12 protein-coding genes, 1 tRNA gene and 1 pseudogene are annotated in these 18,203 nt (G+C 46.5%); all 14 read right to left on the reverse strand.

Annotation, left to right across the window (positions count from 1 at the left end; translation table 11 throughout):
* Positions 1 to 70: 70 nt before the first annotated feature.
* Positions 71 to 1,261: an elongation factor Tu gene (gene tuf / locus ABWP14_RS10640; protein WP_353202955.1), complete on the reverse strand. Its 1,191-nt coding sequence runs from the start codon at positions 1,259 to 1,261 to the stop codon at positions 71 to 73.
* 51 nt (positions 1,262 to 1,312) lie between these two features.
* Positions 1,313 to 3,415, reverse strand: coding sequence for an elongation factor G (fusA, locus tag ABWP14_RS10645; RefSeq protein WP_353202956.1), 2,103 nt, complete (start codon positions 3,413 to 3,415; stop codon positions 1,313 to 1,315).
* 27 nt (positions 3,416 to 3,442) lie between these two features.
* Positions 3,443 to 3,913 (reverse strand): 30S ribosomal protein S7, encoded by a 471-nt coding sequence (gene rpsG / locus ABWP14_RS10650; RefSeq protein ID WP_011901897.1) that lies wholly within the window; start codon positions 3,911 to 3,913, stop codon positions 3,443 to 3,445.
* Between the two features lie 185 nt (positions 3,914 to 4,098).
* Positions 4,099 to 4,479 (reverse strand): 30S ribosomal protein S12, encoded by a 381-nt coding sequence (gene rpsL / locus ABWP14_RS10655; RefSeq protein WP_088525605.1) that lies wholly within the window; start codon positions 4,477 to 4,479, stop codon positions 4,099 to 4,101.
* A 177-nt stretch (positions 4,480 to 4,656) separates the two neighbouring features.
* The gene (rpoC, locus tag ABWP14_RS10660) at positions 4,657 to 8,919 is read right to left on the reverse strand and encodes a DNA-directed RNA polymerase subunit beta' (protein ID WP_353202962.1); all 4,263 of its coding nucleotides are present in this window, start codon (positions 8,917 to 8,919) and stop codon (positions 4,657 to 4,659) included.
* A 1-nt stretch (position 8,920) separates the two neighbouring features.
* On the reverse strand, positions 8,921 to 13,021 hold the full coding sequence (gene rpoB, locus ABWP14_RS10665) for a DNA-directed RNA polymerase subunit beta (RefSeq protein ID WP_353202957.1): 4,101 nt from the start codon (positions 13,019 to 13,021) through the stop codon (positions 8,921 to 8,923).
* Positions 13,022 to 13,247: 226 nt separating this feature from the next.
* The gene (gene rplL, locus ABWP14_RS10670) at positions 13,248 to 13,625 is read right to left on the reverse strand and encodes a 50S ribosomal protein L7/L12 (RefSeq protein WP_353202958.1); all 378 of its coding nucleotides are present in this window, start codon (positions 13,623 to 13,625) and stop codon (positions 13,248 to 13,250) included.
* Between the two features lie 156 nt (positions 13,626 to 13,781).
* A pseudogene (gene rplJ / locus ABWP14_RS10675) lies at positions 13,782 to 14,300 on the reverse strand (50S ribosomal protein L10); the annotation flags it as partial.
* Between the two features lie 237 nt (positions 14,301 to 14,537).
* Positions 14,538 to 15,239: a 50S ribosomal protein L1 gene (gene rplA, locus ABWP14_RS10680; RefSeq protein ID WP_028818403.1), complete on the reverse strand. Its 702-nt coding sequence runs from the start codon at positions 15,237 to 15,239 to the stop codon at positions 14,538 to 14,540.
* Between the two features lie 2 nt (positions 15,240 to 15,241).
* The gene (gene rplK, locus ABWP14_RS10685) at positions 15,242 to 15,673 is read right to left on the reverse strand and encodes a 50S ribosomal protein L11 (protein WP_011901890.1); all 432 of its coding nucleotides are present in this window, start codon (positions 15,671 to 15,673) and stop codon (positions 15,242 to 15,244) included.
* 148 nt (positions 15,674 to 15,821) lie between these two features.
* Positions 15,822 to 16,394 carry a transcription termination/antitermination protein NusG gene (nusG, locus tag ABWP14_RS10690; RefSeq protein WP_353202960.1) on the reverse strand — a complete coding sequence of 191 codons (573 nt, stop codon included), beginning with the start codon at positions 16,392 to 16,394 and terminating at the stop codon, positions 15,822 to 15,824.
* A gap of 7 nt (positions 16,395 to 16,401) precedes the next feature.
* Positions 16,402 to 16,779: a preprotein translocase subunit SecE gene (gene secE, locus ABWP14_RS10695; RefSeq protein ID WP_353202961.1), complete on the reverse strand. Its 378-nt coding sequence runs from the start codon at positions 16,777 to 16,779 to the stop codon at positions 16,402 to 16,404.
* 20 nt (positions 16,780 to 16,799) lie between these two features.
* Positions 16,800 to 16,875 (reverse strand) — tRNA-Trp (locus ABWP14_RS10700).
* A gap of 19 nt (positions 16,876 to 16,894) precedes the next feature.
* The gene (gene tuf, locus ABWP14_RS10705) at positions 16,895 to 18,085 is read right to left on the reverse strand and encodes an elongation factor Tu (RefSeq protein ID WP_353202955.1); all 1,191 of its coding nucleotides are present in this window, start codon (positions 18,083 to 18,085) and stop codon (positions 16,895 to 16,897) included.
* Between the last annotated feature and the right edge of the window lie 118 nt (positions 18,086 to 18,203).

Raw genomic sequence — 18,203 nt, forward strand, 5'->3', positions numbered from 1 at the left:
CCCAACCTTTGGTTTTGGAGACCAACGCTCTGCCAATTGAGCTACACCCCTTTATAAAAAATTTCTACTACTAAGCCAAAATCTTTGCAACCACACCAGCGCCAACAGTACGGCCACCTTCACGGATTGCAAAACGTAAACCTTCTTCCATCGCGATTGGCGCAATGAGTTTGACGGTAATGGTGACGTTATCGCCAGGCATGACCATTTCTTTATCTTTTGGCAACTCAATTGAACCCGTTACGTCGGTAGTACGGAAGTAAAACTGGGGACGATAGTTGTTAAAGAATGGTGTATGACGACCACCTTCATCTTTACCCAAGATGTAAACCTCGGCAGTAAAGTGAGTATGGGGAGTGATCGAGCCTGGCTTAGCCAATACTTGGCCACGCTCAACTTCTTCACGTTTAGTACCACGTAACAAAATACCAACGTTATCGCCTGCTTGACCTTGGTCGAGCAATTTGCGGAACATTTCCACGCCAGTACAAGTAGTTTTAAGAGTCGGTTTGATGCCGATGATTTCAATCTCTTCGCCAACCTTAACAATACCGCGCTCAATACGACCAGTCACTACAGTACCGCGACCAGAGATCGAGAACACATCTTCTACTGGCATCAAGAAGGCGCCATCAATCGCGCGCTCTGGAGTCGGAATAAAGGTATCTAAAGCATCCGCTAATTTCATGATGGCTTCTTTACCCATTGGGCCTTCGTCGCCTTCTAGGGCTAACTTAGCAGAACCACGGATGATGGGAGTGTCATCGCCAGGAAATTTGTATTTAGAAAGCAGTTCACGCACCTCCATTTCGACCAGCTCTAACAACTCTTCATCATCGACCATATCGCATTTGTTTAAGAACACGATGATGTGCGGAACACCCACTTGGCGTGCTAAAAGAATATGTTCACGCGTTTGTGGCATTGGGCCATCAGCAGCAGAACACACCAAAATAGCGCCATCCATCTGAGCCGCGCCGGTAATCATGTTCTTGACATAGTCAGCATGTCCAGGGCAGTCAACGTGAGCATAGTGACGATTGGCTGTTTCGTACTCAACGTGTGCAGTATTAATCGTAATACCACGGGCTTTTTCTTCTGGAGCAGCATCAATCTGATCGTATGCTTTCGCTTCGCCACCAAATTGCTTTGAGAGCACGGTTGCAATTGCTGCTGTCAAGGTAGTTTTACCGTGGTCAACGTGACCAATAGTGCCTACGTTTACGTGCGGTTTTGTCCGCTCGAATTTTTCTTTTGCCATTTTTAATCTGCCTTCTTTAGCTAGTCAATATTCAAAATGAATGTGGATTAATTATTTCGCTTTGGCAGCCATAACTGCTTCAGCAACGTTCTTAGGTGCTTCGGAATAATGCTTAAATTCCATAGTGTAAGTAGCGCGACCTTGGGTCAACGAGCGCAAGCCAGTTGAGTAACCAAACATCTCTGCCAATGGCACTTCCGCGCGAACAATCTTGCCGCCGCCTGGAATGTCATCCATACCTTGCAAAATACCGCGACGTGATGAGAGATCACCCATTACGTTGCCCATGAAATCTTCAGGTGTTTCAACTTCAACTGCCATCATCGGCTCAAGTAACACTGGTGATGCTTTACGCATACCGTCTTTGAACGCCATGGAGCCTGCCATCTTAAATGCGTTTTCGTTGGAGTCAACATCATGGTATGAACCGAAGAACAATGTTGCTTTGATATCTACAACTGGATAACCAGCCAAAATACCGGAGTTCAATGTCTCGCGAATACCTTTTTCTACAGCAGGGATGTATTCGCGTGGCACTACACCACCCTTGATAGCATCAATAAATTCAAAACCTTTACCTGGCTCCTGTGGCTCAAGCTTCAAAACTACGTGACCATACTGTCCACGGCCACCGGATTGCTTAACAAACTTACCTTCGATTTCTTCGCAAACCTTACGTATCGTTTCGCGGTAAGCAACCTGTGGCTTACCAACCGTAGCCTCGACACCAAATTCGCGACGCATACGGTCAACTAGGATTTCTAAATGGAGCTCGCCCATTCCTGAAATAATGGTTTGACCTGATTCTTCGTCAGTCTTCACGCGGAAAGACGGATCTTCTTGTGCCAAGCGATTCAAAGCAAGACCCATTTTCTCTTGATCTGGCTTTGTCTTTGGCTCGACCGCTTGTGAGATCACAGGCTCTGGAAATACCATGCGCTCCAAAATCACAATGCTATCTGGATCACACAAGGTTTCGCCTGTAGTTGCATCCTTCAAACCAACTGCCGCAGCAATATCACCTGCATGAACTTCTTTAATTTCCTCGCGTTGGTTTGCATGCATCTGCAGCAAACGCCCAACGCGCTCTTTTTTACCCTTGATAGGGTTGTAAATAGTATCGCCAGATTTCATTACGCCCGAATAAACGCGGAAGAAAATCAGCTGCCCAACAAATGGGTCGGTCATGATCTTAAATGCCAACGCAGAAAATTTCTCATCATCAGCAGCTTTTCGGGTCGTAGGAGTTCCATCTTCCAATTCACAAGGAACTGGTGGAACGTCTAAAGGTGACGGCAACAACTCAACTACCGCATCCAACATCGCCTGAACACCTTTATTTTTAAAAGCGGTTCCACACAACATTGGAACGATTTCATTGACGATAGTACGCTGACGTAGAGCGGCTTTAATTTCTTCTTCGGTCAATGCTTCACCACCGAGGTACTTTTCCATTAACTCTTCTGAACTTTCGGCAGCTGCTTCAAGCAACTTCTCGCGCCACTCTTCTGCAGAGGCTTGTAGCTCAGCTGGAATCTCTGCGTAATTAAACTTCGTACCCTGTGATTCCTCATCCCAATAGATAGCTTTCATCTTGACCAAATCCACAACGCCTTTGAAGTTTTCTTCGGCACCAATTGGAATCTGAATCAGGATAGGGTTTGCTTTTAGGCGCATCTTCATTTGGTCGTAGACCTTGAAGAAATTAGCACCAGTACGGTCCATCTTATTTACAAACGCTAAACGTGGAACGTGATACTTATTTGCTTGACGCCAAACTGTTTCAGATTGTGGCTGCACACCACCAACAGCACAGTAAACCATGCAAGCGCCATCTAAAACGCGCATTGAGCGCTCAACTTCAATAGTGAAGTCTACGTGTCCTGGGGTATCAATGATGTTGATACGGTGCTCAGGGAAATTGCCTGCCATACCCTTCCAGAAAGTGGTAGTAGCAGCAGAAGTAATAGTGATACCACGCTCTTGCTCTTGCTCCATCCAGTCCATGGTAGCGGCACCATCATGCACCTCACCAATTTTGTGATTAACGCCGGTATAGAACAAAACGCGTTCTGTAGTCGTTGTTTTGCCTGCGTCAATGTGAGCAGAGATACCGATGTTGCGATATCTTTCGATAGGAGTTTTACGTGCCACTGTTGGTGCCTTTTCTTTACTATTTGATTAGAAGCGGAAATGTGAGAAAGCTTTATTAGCTTCTGCCATACGGTGTACTTCTTCACGCTTCTTCATTGCTCCGCCGCGACCTTCTGCAGCTTCTAATAATTCGTTGGCTAAACGTTGTGCCATGGATTTTTCACCGCGCTTTTTAGCGGCTTCGCGCACCCAGCGCATTGCCAAAGCAGAACGACGTGATGGACGAACTTCAACAGGAACTTGATAGTTAGCACCACCAACACGACGGCTCTTCACCTCAACCATTGGCTTTACATTTCCCATGGCTGTTGAAAAAATTTCGAGTGGTTCTTTGTTTGCTTTTTTCTCGATGTGATCAAAGGCACCATAAACGATACGCTCTGCAACCGACTTCTTGCCGTCCAACATCAGGACGTTCATGAATTTAGCTACTTCTACATTACCGAATTTTGGATCCGGCAAAATTTCCCGTTTGGGAACTTCACGACGACGTGGCATAACTACTCCTTCAGTTCAGTTAGGGGTGAACCATATGGGTCACCCACTCCGGCTGTCCTACTATTTAGCAATTGAAATACAACAATTTCTAAACGGAACAACCACTTACTTGTCTTTTAAGTCCGACAAAAACGACTTATTGCGAATAACTTACTGCAAAAACTTTTACTCTTAGTTCTTAAAAATTAAGCAGTCTTCTTGGCACGCTTAGCGCCGTACTTGGAGCGAGATTGCTTACGATCCTTGACGCCTTGTAAGTCCAAGGAGCCGCGAACGATGTGGTAACGAACACCAGGCAAATCTTTTACACGACCGCCACGGATCAACACTACAGAGTGCTCCTGGAGGTTATGGCCTTCACCGCCAATATAGGAAATCACTTCAAAACCATTGGTTAAGCGAACTTTGGCTACTTTACGAAGCGCAGAGTTAGGCTTTTTAGGAGTGGTTGTGTACACGCGTGTACAGACTCCACGGCGCTGCGGACTGTTTTCCAGTGCAGGGCTTTTGCTTTTAACGATCAGCCTTGATCTTGGCTTACGTATTAATTGATTAATTGTTGGCATAAAATAGCTCGGTTAGTACTTCTTTGTTGCTTTCTTCAAGAAAATCAATGACTTAGAGAATTTCTAGGTCAAAAAGACCCTCTTCTGAATCAGTAGAACTCAGCATTCTAGCTTGGCCAGCCTTTTCCGTCAACCTCAAGGGAAAAAAGCTGGCCATTTCAAGCCTGAATGACCAAATTAGCTAGGATCAGCCTCCCCAGCAGGAGCAACGACTTCAGCCTCGATTTCTACAGGCATATTGGCCATTGCTTCCTCTTCGGCGGCAATCATTTGAGCGCGATCACGCTCGAATTGCTCCCTAACCTTGCGCGCACGGCGATAAGACAAGCCAGTACCAGCAGGGATCAGACGACCAATAATGACGTTTTCCTTGAGGCCACGAAGTGTATCGGTCTTGCCCATAATTGCGGCTTCGGTCAAGACGCGAGTGGTTTCTTGGAAAGAAGCCGCTGAAATGAAGCTATCTGTCGACAAGGACGCCTTAGTAATACCGAGCAATACGTTTTCGAACAGAGCCGGGCGCTTACCTTCAGCAATTACTAAATCGTTAGCATCATAAAGTTTTGAACGCTCAACTTGCTCACCAGTGATGTAGGCAGTATCACCACCATCAGTAATTTGCACGCGGCGCAACATTTGACGCACGATCACTTCAATGTGCTTGTCATTAATCTTCACGCCTTGCAAACGGTAAACGTCTTGAACTTCATCAACAATATAAATCGCTAACTCTTCAATGCCTCTAAGTGTCAAGATGTCATGCGGATCAGCAGGGCCTTCTACAATCATCTCCCCCTTATTGACAACTTGACCGTCATGAACGAGAACTTGCTTCTCTTTAGGAATCAAGAATTCATTAGCCTCACCGTCCATATCGGTAATTACTAGACGCTGTTTACCTTTGGTTTCTTTACCGAAGGAAACTGTTCCTGTGACTTTCGCCAATACAGCAGCATCTTTTGGTGAGCGTGCTTCGAACAATTCTGCAACGCGTGGCAGGCCACCAGTAATGTCACGAGTCTTCTGCGATTCGATTGGAATCCGGGCCAATACTTCACCGACTTCAACCTTTTGACCGTCTTTAACAGTAATCAAGGCGCCAACTTGGAGGCCAATGTTTACTGGATGATCAGTACCAGCAATCATTACATCATTGCCTTTTGCATCAACCAAGTTGATCATTGGACGAACGCCTTTACTTGCTGCAGAACGACGCTTGCCATCAATTACCACCAAGGTAGAAAGACCGGTTACTTCGTCAACCTGCTTAGCAACGGTTACACCCTCTTCAACGTTATCAAAGCGAGCAACTCCTGCATACTCAGAAATAATTGGACGTGTTAATGGGTCCCATGTCGCCAAGCTTGCACCGGCCTTGACTGCTGCATCTTCTTTTAGCAAAAGAGTTGCGCCATAAGGCACCTTATGACGCTCGCGCTCACGGCCATTGTCATCAACAATCAAAGCTTCGCCTGAACGTGAAATCACAATCTGCTCACCCTTTGCGTTTTTAACAACGCGCATCGTGCCGGAGAATTTCAACGCACCATTCGACTTGGCTTCAATATTACTTGCTACCAAAGCACGAGACGCCGCTCCACCAATGTGGAAAGTACGCATAGTCAACTGTGTACCTGGCTCACCGATAGACTGAGCAGCGATCACACCTACTGCCTCACCAACGTTCACCAAGCCGCCGCGACCTAAATCACGTCCATAACACTTCGCGCATAAACCAAAGCGAGTTAAGCAAGACAATACTGTGCGGACCTTCACTTCGTCGATACCCAATGCCACGATTTGATCAACATGATCTTCGTCAAGCAAGGTATCGTTAGTAACGATCGCTTCTTGTGTATCTGGATGAACGATATCGCCGATACATACACGACCCAAAATACGATCGCGCAATGCTTCGATAATTTCACCACCCTCAACAAGCGCCTTCATCGTTACGCCACTAGTTGCGCCGCAATCATCTTCGATTACCACGAGATCTTGTGTAACGTCACACAAACGACGTGTTAAGTAGCCTGAATTGGCTGTCTTCAATGCCGTATCTGCTAAGCCTTTACGTGCCCCATGGGTTGAGATGAAGTACTGTAAAACGTTCAAACCTTCGCGGAAGTTTGCAGTGATTGGTGTTTCAATGATTGAGCCATCAGGCTTCGCCATCAAACCACGCATACCAGCTAACTGACGAATCTGCGCTGCAGATCCTCGCGCACCAGAATCCGCCATCATGTAGATAGAGTTAAAGGATTCTTGACGCACAGTTTTACCGTTACGGTCGAGCACATCAACGTGTGACAGCTCATCCATCATCGCTTTACCAACTTGATCGCCTGCAGCACCCCAAATATCAACCACGTTGTTATAACGCTCTTGATTGGTTACGAGACCTGACATGAACTGCTTGTCATACTCCTTAACCTTTGCAGAAGCCTCAGTGATGATGCGCTCTTTAGAGCTTGGAATCAACATATCGTCAATCGCAACAGAGATGCCGGCATTAGTCGCCAAACGGAAACCAGACTGCAAGAGGCGGTCAGCAAAAATAACTGTCTCGCGCAAACCGCACTTACGGAATGAGGTGTTAATCAAGCGTGAGATTTCTTTTTTCTTTAAAGGCTTATTGATTTCCTCGAAAGACATACCTTTAGGCAAAATCTCAGACAAGATTGCACGGCCAACGGATGTTTGATAGATCTTGGTCTTTTGAGCAAAACGCGCATCGCCTTCTGCTTTCTTATCCACGATCTCATACTCAGTAATACGAACAGCAACACGGGAAGCCAATTCAACTTCGCCAGCTTCATGTGCACGTACTACTTCAGTAATATTAGCGAAAACCATGCCTTCGCCTTTGCCGTTGATCTTGTCACGGGTAGCGTAGTACAGACCCAACACCACGTCCTGTGAAGGAACAATTGATGGTTCGCCGTTAGCAGGGAACAATACGTTGTTCGAAGCCAGCATCAAGGTACGCGCTTCCATTTGTGCTTCGAGCGACAAAGGAACGTGAACCGCCATTTGGTCACCGTCAAAGTCGGCGTTAAATGCCGCGCAGACTAATGGGTGCAATTGGATCGCCTTACCTTCAATCAGCATTGGCTCGAAAGCCTGAATACCAAGACGGTGCAAAGTAGGCGCACGATTCAACATGATTGGATGTTCACGAATGACTTCTTCGAGAATGTCCCAAACGATTGGAGTCTGGCTTTCAACTTCTTTCTTCGCAGCCTTAATCGTGGTTGCAATTCCCAAAGTCTCAAGCTTATTGAAAATAAATGGCTTGAACAATTCCAAAGCCATCAATTTTGGTAGGCCACACTGATGCAATTTCAATGTAGGACCAACCACGATGACCGAACGACCAGAGTAGTCAACGCGTTTACCCAACAAGTTTTGACGGAAACGACCGCTCTTACCTTTAATCATCTCAGCCAAGGACTTGAGAGGACGCTTGTTAGCGCCAGTCATAGCCTTACCACGACGACCATTGTCGAGCAATGAATCAACCGCTTCTTGCAACATGCGTTTTTCGTTACGAACGATGATTTCTGGTGCGCGCAACTCTAACAAACGCTTCAAGCGGTTATTACGGTTAATCACACGACGGTAGAGATCATTCAAATCGGAGGTAGCAAAGCGACCACCATCCAATGGCACCAATGGGCGCAATTCAGGTGGCAATACTGGCAATACTTCCATAATCATCCAGTCAGGCTTGATGCCTGAAGTCTGGAACGCCTCAAGCACTTTTAAGCGCTTGGCGTATTTTTTGATCTTGGCATCGCTACCGGTAGCTTTTAAGTCAGCACGAATGGTCTCTACTTCACGATTGATATCAATCGAACGTAAGAGATCACGAATGCCTTCAGCGCCCATGATGGCAGTAAACGCGCCGTCACCAAACTCTTCAGTTTTCGCAATGTATTCATCTTCAGACATGATCTGAGCACGCTTCATCGCGCCTTCAGGGGTCATGCCAGGATCGACTACTACATAGGCTTCAAAGTAGAGAACGCGTTCGATATCACGCAATGTCATATCGAGAACCATGCCTAAACGGGACGGCAGGGACTTTAAGAACCAGATGTGCGCTACAGGTGCTGCCAACTCAATGTGACCCATGCGCTCACGACGTACCTTAGCGAGAGTCACTTCAACGCCGCACTTCTCGCAGATAACGCCACGGAACTTTAAGCGCTTGTACTTTCCACATAAACACTCGTAATCTTTGGTTGGTCCAAAAATCTTGGCACAGAACAAACCATCACGCTCGGGCTTAAAAGTCCGGTAGTTAATCGTTTCTGGTTTGCGTACTTCACCAAAAGACCATGAGCGAATTTTCTCAGGAGATGCGAGACCAATTTTAATGACATCAAATTGTTCTTCGCCCTGCGTTTGCTTAAATAAATCGAGCAATGCTTTCATATCAGTTGCGCTCCATGTCAATGTCAATACCCAACGAACGGATTTCTTTTACCAGCACGTTGAAGGATTCGGGCATGCCAGCATCAATTGTGTGCTCACCCTTGACGATATTTTCGTAAACTTTGGTACGGCCTGCGACGTCATCGGACTTCACTGTCAGCATTTCCTGCAAGACATATGAAGCGCCGTATGCTTCGAGGGCCCAGACTTCCATCTCACCAAAGCGCTGACCACCAAACTGGGCTTTACCACCCAATGGCTGTTGCGTTACTAATGAGTAAGGTCCAGTTGAACGTGCGTGCATCTTGTCATCGACCAAATGGTGGAGTTTCAAGACGTGCATGACACCAACAGTCACTGGACGCTCGAACTGATCGCCAGTTCGGCCGTCGCACAGAATCATTTGCTGACGCGATGGAGTCATCTTCAAAGATTTAGCAACATCTTCTGGGTACGCCAACTCGAGCATGCGACCGATTTCTGCCTCTGTAGCACCATCAAACACTGGTGTTGCAAATGGCAAGCCTTGGCGGAGATTTTCAGCCAAAACATTGATCTGCTCATCAGTGAAATTGTCGATGTCTTCGATACGACCCGTTTCGTTGTAAAGCTGCTTGAAGAACTTACGTAATTCAGTTTGCTTAGCGTGCTCACGAACCATCTCGTCGATGCGCTTACCGATACCTTGAGCAGCCCAACCTAAGTGGGTTTCCAAGATCTGGCCAACGTTCATACGGGAAGGAACGCCTAATGGATTCAAGACAATGTCTACAGGGCGTCCGTCAGCCATAAATGGCATGTCTTCTGCAGGAGCGATTTTAGAAACTACACCTTTGTTACCGTGACGACCAGCCATCTTGTCGCCAGGCTGTAAGCGCCGCTTAACCGCTAAGTACACCTTCACCATCTTGGTTACGCCCGGTTGTAAATCATCGCCCTGGGTCAGCTTGGTACGCTTTTCTTCAAAAGCCTCATCAAACTGTTTACGCTTTGCTTCGATAGAAGATTTAATTGCCTCAACTTGAGAAGCAATATCATCATCTGCCGGACGAATATCAAACCAATGATATTTATCCAGATCAGCAAGGTAATCCTTGTCGATCTTCGTGCCTTTAGCTAATTTCTTAGGGCCGCCGTTGACAACTTTACCAACTAACAGCTTTTCTAAACGCATGAAGGCGTCGCCCTCAACAATACGTAACTGATCGTTTAAGTCCAAACGATAGCGTTGTAATTCTTCTTGAATAATGGCCTGTGCACGTGCATCTCGCTCAATGCCTTCACGGGTGAAGACTTGAACGTCAATAACAGTTCCGATCATTCCTGAAGGAACGCGCAAAGAGGTATCTTTAACGTCAGATGCCTTTTCACCGAAGATCGCACGGAGGAGCTTCTCTTCAGGAGTGAGAGTAGTCTCGCCCTTTGGAGTTACCTTACCAACCAATACGTCGCCAGCCTCAACTTCTGCACCAATGTAAACAATACCGCTCTCATCTAAACGGGAGAGTTGTGACTCTGCCAAATTAGAAATATCGCGAGTAATTTCTTCTGAACCAAGCTTAGTATCGCGCGCAACAACCGACAACTCTTCAATATGAATAGAGGTGTAACGGTCATCAGCAACAACCTTCTCAGAGATCAAGATTGAATCTTCGAAGTTGTAACCGTTCCATGGCATAAATGCCACAGTCATGTTTTGACCCAAAGCCAATTCACCTAAGTCGGTAGAAGCGCCATCAGCAACTACGTCACCGCGCGCAACACGATCGCCAACCTTCACGATTGGACGTTGGTTGATGTTGGTATTTTGATTTGAACGGGTGTACTTGATGAGGTTATAAATATCCACACCAACTTCACCAGCTGCAGTTTCATCATCGTTCACACGAATCACCACACGGTTTGCATCAACATAATCCACATTACCACCGCGGTTAGCTAATACAACAGTGCCGGAGTCAACTGCAACAATGCGCTCTAAACCTGTGCCAACCAATGGCTTATCTGGGCGCAAGCAAGGAACCGCTTGACGCTGCATGTTCGCACCCATCAAGGCACGGTTCGCATCATCGTGCTCCAAGAATGGAACCAGCGAAGCAGCTGCAGAAACGATCTGACTAGGAGCAACGTCGATGAAATTGATGCGTTCCGGGCTAACCATCATGGTCTCACCAGCTTCACGAGCAGAAACCAATTCGTCCGCTAACTTACCATTTTTATCAATCGTCGCATTAGCCTGAGCAATAACGTATTTCGCCTCTTCAATTGCAGAGAGATAAACGACTTCATCGCTAACCTTGCTATTGGCAACCTTGCGGTAAGGCGTCTCTAGGAAACCATGCTCATTCAAACGCGCAAAGAGTGCGAGTGAATTGATCAAGCCAATGTTTGGTCCTTCTGGAGTCTCAATTGGGCAAACACGTCCGTAGTGGGTTGGATGCACGTCGCGCACTTCAAAGCCAGCACGCTCGCGGGTCAAACCACCAGGCCCCAATGCAGAAATACGACGCTTATGCGTGATCTCTGAAAGTGGATTGGTTTGGTCCATAAATTGAGACAATTGCGAAGAACCGAAGAACTCACGAATCGCAGAAGAGATTGGCTTGCTGTTAATCAAGTCATGCGGCATGAGATTTTCTGTTTCGGCTTGACCGAGACGTTCTTTAACTGCACGCTCTACACGTGACAAACCAGCGCGGAATTGGTTTTCAGCCAATTCGCCAACGCAACGTACACGACGATTTCCTAAGTGATCGATATCATCTACTTCGCCCTTACCGTTACGTAAATCTACGAGGGACTTAATGGTGTCAAGAATATCTTCGTTCGACAGAACCATCGCACCTTCCATTTCGGGACGGTTCAAGCGGCTATTGACCTTCATACGGCCAACACGAGATAAGTCGTAGGTATCTTCACTGTAGAACAAGCGCTGGAAGAGAGCTTCAACCGCATCTTCTGTTGGAGGCTCACCAGGACGCATCATGCGATAGATGGCAATACGAGCAGCCATTTGATCGGCAGTTTCGTCAGTACGTAATGTCTGAGAAATATACGCGCCAGAATCTAAATCATTGGTGTAAATGGTCTCCAATTGCTTGATACCTGCATCGCGCAATGTAGCCAACAAATCTTCAGTAATTTCATCGTTAGCGTAAGCCAAAATTTCACCAGAATCTGGATCAACAATATTACGTGCAACCACACGACCAACTAAGTAGTCGTCAGGTACAACGATTGTTTTTGTCTTAGCAGCTTCGAGCTCACGAATATGTTTTGCATTGGTACGCTTATCTTTTTGAATGACAACTACGCCATTTTTATCAAGCACATCAAAGTTTGCTAATTGGCCACGCAAGCGCTCTGGAACAAATTCCATTGATGCGCCATTAGCAGTCAATGCAAAATGATCGAAGTTAAAGAAGTTTGCAAGAATCTGTTCGTTGTTTAGGCCAATTGCTTTGAGCAAAATGGTGACAGGCATCTTACGACGACGGTCGACGCGGAAATAAAGTATATCCTTTGGATCAAACTCGAAATCGAGCCATGAACCACGGTAAGGAATGATGCGCGCTGAGAACAGAAGCTTACCGGAACTATGAGTTTTGCCCTTATCGTGCTCAAAGAACACGCCTGGGGAACGGTGTAACTGAGAAACAATCACGCGCTCAGTACCGTTGATCACAAAAGAACCGTTTTCAGTCATGAGCGGAATTTCACCCATGTAAACTTCGCTCTCTTTAACCTCTTTTACCTTAGTAGGCGCTTCGCGATCATAAATAATCAAGCGAACTTTTGCACGTAAGGCAGAGTGGTAGGTGTAACCACGTTGTTGACATTCTTTAACGTCAAATGGTGGCTGTGATAACTGGTAAGACACGTATTCCATACGTGCATAGCCGTTGTTAGACACAATTGGGAATGCTGAAGTAAAGGCAGCTTGAAGTCCCTCAGTAAGACGAGACATGACTGGCTTTTCAGCCTGTAAAAATTTAGCGTAGGATTCCAGCTGCGTTGCGATCAGGTACGGAACCTGGTGGTTATTGACTCGCTTAGCAAAGCTTTTACGGACTCGCTTGCGTTCGGTGAAGCTATAGTTCATTTCATCTCCGAATTCAGCGACTGTACAAAGATTTGGCGATTGGCCACTACCAATCACTGGCGGACAACACTAAATCGATAGACTTAGTGTCCGACCAAACTTGCATTCTGCAGTCGTATCAGAAGGCAAACCCGATTTCAATCAGAAATGAAATCGGGTTTGACCACTAATGGTCAAACCCAACATTGCTAGCGCCTCTTTTTGAGAAGCCCTAGCGCGGTTTGTATTACTTGAGCTCTGCTTTAGCGCCAGCTTCTTCAAGCTTCTTCTTAGCTTCTTCAGCAGTTTTCTTGTCAACGCCTTCTTTGATTGGCTTAGGTGCGCCATCAACCAAGTCCTTAGCTTCTTTCAAGCCAAGACCAGTAATTTCACGAACTGCTTTAATTACTGAAACTTTGTTTGCGCCAGTTTCGAGCAAGTTCACCGTAAATTCTGTTTGCTCTTCTGCAGCAGCACCGCCACCGCCAGCGCCAGCAGGACCAGCAACAGCCATGGCTGCAGCTGAAACGCCAAACTTCTCTTCGAACGCTTTAACTAAATCGTTCAAATCCATTACGGACATGCTACCAACTGCTTCAATAATTTCTTCTTTAGTAATCGCCATTTTTAGCTCCTAATACTTAAATAGTTAATCTGTCGCTTATTCAGCGGCAGGGGTTTCTTTTGCTTCTGTTCCAGCTTCTGGGGCTGCGGCTGCAGGCTCAGCGCTTGCGTCAGGGGCGGCGGCTTCAGCAACTACTTCTGCTGGAGCTGCTACTTCTGCTACAGGTGCCGCGGCAGGAGCGGGTGCTCCAGCTGCCTTTTGTGCTGCTACTGCGCCCAATACGCGAGCCATCGCAGAGACAGGCGCCAACATCACACCTAACAACTGAGATAACAACTCATTGCGGCTTGGAATGGTTGCGAGGGCTTTTACGCCTGCAACATCTAACAACTTGCCGTTATATAAGCCAGCAGTAATGACTAGCTTGTCTTGATTCTTAGCAAAGTTCTGCAACACTTTTGCCGAAGCAATAGGATCAGCAGAAATGCCGTAAATCAAGGGGCCAACCATCGAATCAGCAAGGGGCTCAAACTGTGTGCCTTGTGCAGCACGGCGTGCCAATGTGTTCTTCAAAACGCGAAGATATACACCTTGGTCACGTGCACTAGCGCGTAGCTTTGTCAACTGCTCTACTGGAATACCGCGGTATTCAGCAAGCACGACGGTTTGGGCTCCAGCCAATTGAGCGCCGACATCAGCAACAATCGCTTTTTTGTCTTGTACATTCAAAGGCACGGTTTAACTCCATAAAAACCAACTGTTTCCAGTTGGGGTTACACACCAGCGTCTGATCATTTGTTCACAAAACTTCTTGTGAAAATCTTTTCAGGGTCGCCATCTGCGCTGGCTATTACTCTCGTAATGATTAAGAACTAATTCTTAACAAGCAACTAATTCGCCAACGGTCTTTGATGTTCGACTCTCACCCAAAGAGCGCGAGTCGACCCAAAGTTCTTTTTTGTTACAAACTGCTTATTGAGCTGCCTGTAACGATGCTTGGTCTACACGTACGCCTGCACCCATAGTGCTGCTTACGGCAACCTTCTTTAAATAAATACCCTTAGATGCAGGAGGTCTGGCTTTATTCAAAGCCTCAAGCAATGCGAGCAAGTTCGATTTCAATGCAGCTGGCTCGAATGAACGACGTCCAATGCTTGCATGAACAATGCCGGCTTTGTCCACACGGAATTGCACTTGGCCCGCTTTTGCATTCTTCACTGCAGTTGCTACATCAGGAGTAACAGTGCCAACTTTTGGATTTGGCATCAAACCACGTGGGCCCAATACTTGACCTAAGGTACCAACAATTTTCATTGTGTCGGGCGATGCGATCAAAATGTCGAAATCAATTTTGCCGCCTTTAATTTGTTCGGCTAGATCTTCCATGCCAACAATTTCTGCACCAGCAGCTTTAGCTTGTTCAGCTTTCTCGCCTTGTGCAAAAACTGCTACGCGAACATGCTTACCCGTGCCAGCTGGGAGCACTACAGCACCCCGCACAACTTGGTCAGATTTCTTAGCGTCAATACCTAACTGAACAGCGACGTCGATTGACTCATCAAACTTTGCAGTTGCACACTCCTTCACAAGGTTCAATGCATCTTCTAATGGGTAGAACTTATTGCGATCAACTTTAGATTGAATGGATTTAACGCGTTTGGATAACTTAGTCATGATTAGAGACCTTCCACGGTGATGCCCATGGAACGGGCGCTACCAGCGATTGTTCTGACAGCCGCATCCATATCAGCCGCTGTCAAATCTGGCATTTTTGCTTTAGCGATTTCTTCCGCTTGAGCACGAGTAATTTTTCCTACCTTGTCGGTATGTGGACGTGGTGATCCTTTTTCGATTTTCGCAGCCTTCTTAATCATGATGGTTGCTGGAGGGGTCTTCATAATGAATGTGAAGCTCTTATCAGCAAAAGCAGTAATCACGACTGGAATTGGTAGGCCTGGCTCCATGCTCTGAGTTTGAGCATTGAACGCCTTACAGAATTCCATAATGTTAAGACCGCGCTGACCCAATGCTGGACCTACGGGTGGTGATGGATTTGCCTTACCTGCAGGGATCTGCAGCTTGATAAAGCCAATAATCTTCTTTGCCATGTGTGCTCCTAAAAGCGCGCCTGACCTCATTAGGAAAGACCGCTGTTGAGTAAACGCTTTGCTAGTTTTTGGCTTTCTAGCTCCGCTCCTCGGTTATTACTAACCCCTTAAAACTACTGCCTCTAGTAACAGGACTAAGTCCTTGTTATTACATCTTTTCTACCTGACCGAACTCCAGCTCAACTGGGGTACCGCGACCGAAGATTGTAACAGAAACGCGCAATCTTGACTTCTCATAGTTGACTTCTTCAATGTTTCCGTTGAAATCAATAAATGGGCCTTCTTTGACACGAACCATCTCACCCACCTCAAATAGAGTCTTAGGCTTAGGCTTATCGACCCCAGCCTGCATTTGATCCATGATTTTAGTGACTTCTGCAGTAGAGATTGGGCTTGGGCGGTTACGTACACCCCCCACAAAACCGGTCACTTTTGGCGTATTTTTTACCAAATGCCAGCTTTCATCGGTCATTTCCATCTCTATTAGGACATATCCTGGGAAGAAACGGCGCTCTGTAACCGATTTAGTACCGCCCTTAATCTCTACAACCTCTTCGGAAGGGACCAAAATACGGCCAAATTTCTCAGGCATCCCAGAACGGGCAATCCGCTCTTCAAGGCCTTTTTTGACGCTCTTTTCCATGCCGGAATAAGCGTGAATGACGTACCAGCGCATATTGCCAGTAGCCTGTGGGTTTGTTGCTAATTCGGAATCAATCATTTTTTACTCACTTCCAGCCTAAAAAGACTGAAAAAACTAGCCATTCAATTAATTTGTCTGCAAGCCATAAAAATAAGGACATCACCAGAACAAAGCCAAATACGACTAGAGTCATTTGGGTGCTCTCTTTACGAGTCGGCCAAACAACCTTTTTTACTTCATACCAAGAATCTTTTGCATAGGCGATAAAGCGACGCCCATCAGGAGAAATCGCCACAATTAAAACTGCAATAGCAATGCCACCAAACAAGGCTGCCAGACGCACCAATAAAGATTGATCGACCAGCGTGTAGTAAAGCACTAACGCTGCAACGACAATTAGAGCAGCGAGTCCGGAGACCCAGCTACTTTTTTCTTCAGTTTGACTTGCTGTTTGTTGTGACATATTACTTTCAGTTCAAATCGTGGCAGGGGCGGAGGGCATCGAACCCCCAACCTTTGGTTTTGGAGACCAACGCTCTGCCAATTGAGCTACACCCCTTTATAAAAAATTTCTACTACTAAGCCAAAATCTTTGCAACCACACCAGCGCCAACAGTACGGCCACCTTCACGGATTGCAAAACGTAAACCTTCTTCCATCGCGATTGGCGCAATGAGTTTGACGGTAATGGTGACGTTATCGCCAGGCATGACCATTTCTTTATCTTTTGGCAACTCAATTGAACCCGTTACGTCGGTAGTACGGAAGTAAAACTGGGGACGATAGTTGTTAAAGAATGGTGTATGACGACCACCTTCATCTTTACCCAAGATGTAAACCTCGGCAGTAAAGTGAGTATGGGGAGTGATCGAGCCTGGCTTAGCCAATACTTGGCCACGCTCAACTTCTTCACGTTTAGTACCACGTAACAAAATACCAACGTTATCGCCTGCTTGACCTTGGTCGAGCAATTTGCGGAACATTTCCACGCCAGTACAAGTAGTTTTAAGAGTCGGTTTGATGCCGATGATTTCAATCTCTTCGCCAACCTTAACAATACCGCGCTCAATACGACCAGTCACTACAGTACCGCGACCAGAGATCGAGAACACATCTTCTACTGGCATCAAGAAGGCGCCATCAATCGCGCGCTCTGGAGTCGGAATAAAGGTATCTAAAGCATCCGCTAATTTCATGATGGCTTCTTTACCCATTGGGCCTTCGTCGCCTTCTAGGGCTAACTTAGCAGAACCACGGATGATGGGAGTGTCATCGCCAGGAAATTTGTATTTAGAAAGCAGTTCACGCACCTCCATTTCGACCAGCTCTAACAACTCTTCATCATCGACCATATCGCATTTGTTTAAGAACACGATGATGTGCGGAACACCCACTTGGCGTGCTAAAAGAATATGTTCACGCGTTTGTGGCATTGGGCCATCAGCAGCAGAACACACCAAAATAGCGCCATCCATCTGAGCCGCGCCGGTAATCATGTTCTTGACATAGTCAGCATGTCCAGGGCAGTCAACGTGAGCATAGTGACGATTGGCTGTTTCGTACTCAACGTGTGCAGTATTAATCGTAATACCACGGGCTTTTTCTTCTGGAGCAGCATCAATCTGATCGTATGCTTTCGCTTCGCCACCAAATTGCTTTGAGAGCACGGTTGCAATTGCTGCTGTCAAGGTAGTTTTACCGTGGTCAACGTGACCAATAGTGCCTACGTTTACGTGCGGTTTTGTCCGCTCGAATTTTTCTTTTGCCATTTTTAATCTGCCTTTAGTTAACTCTTAAACCAAACACGAAATATACAATTAATAAAACCAGCCTGGTGCCCATGGGCAGGATCGAACTGCCGACCTCTCCCTTACCAAGGGAGTGCTC

It is taken from the genome of Polynucleobacter sp., assembly GCF_040400325.1.
In the GTDB taxonomy this organism is placed as follows: domain Bacteria; phylum Pseudomonadota; class Gammaproteobacteria; order Burkholderiales; family Burkholderiaceae; genus Polynucleobacter.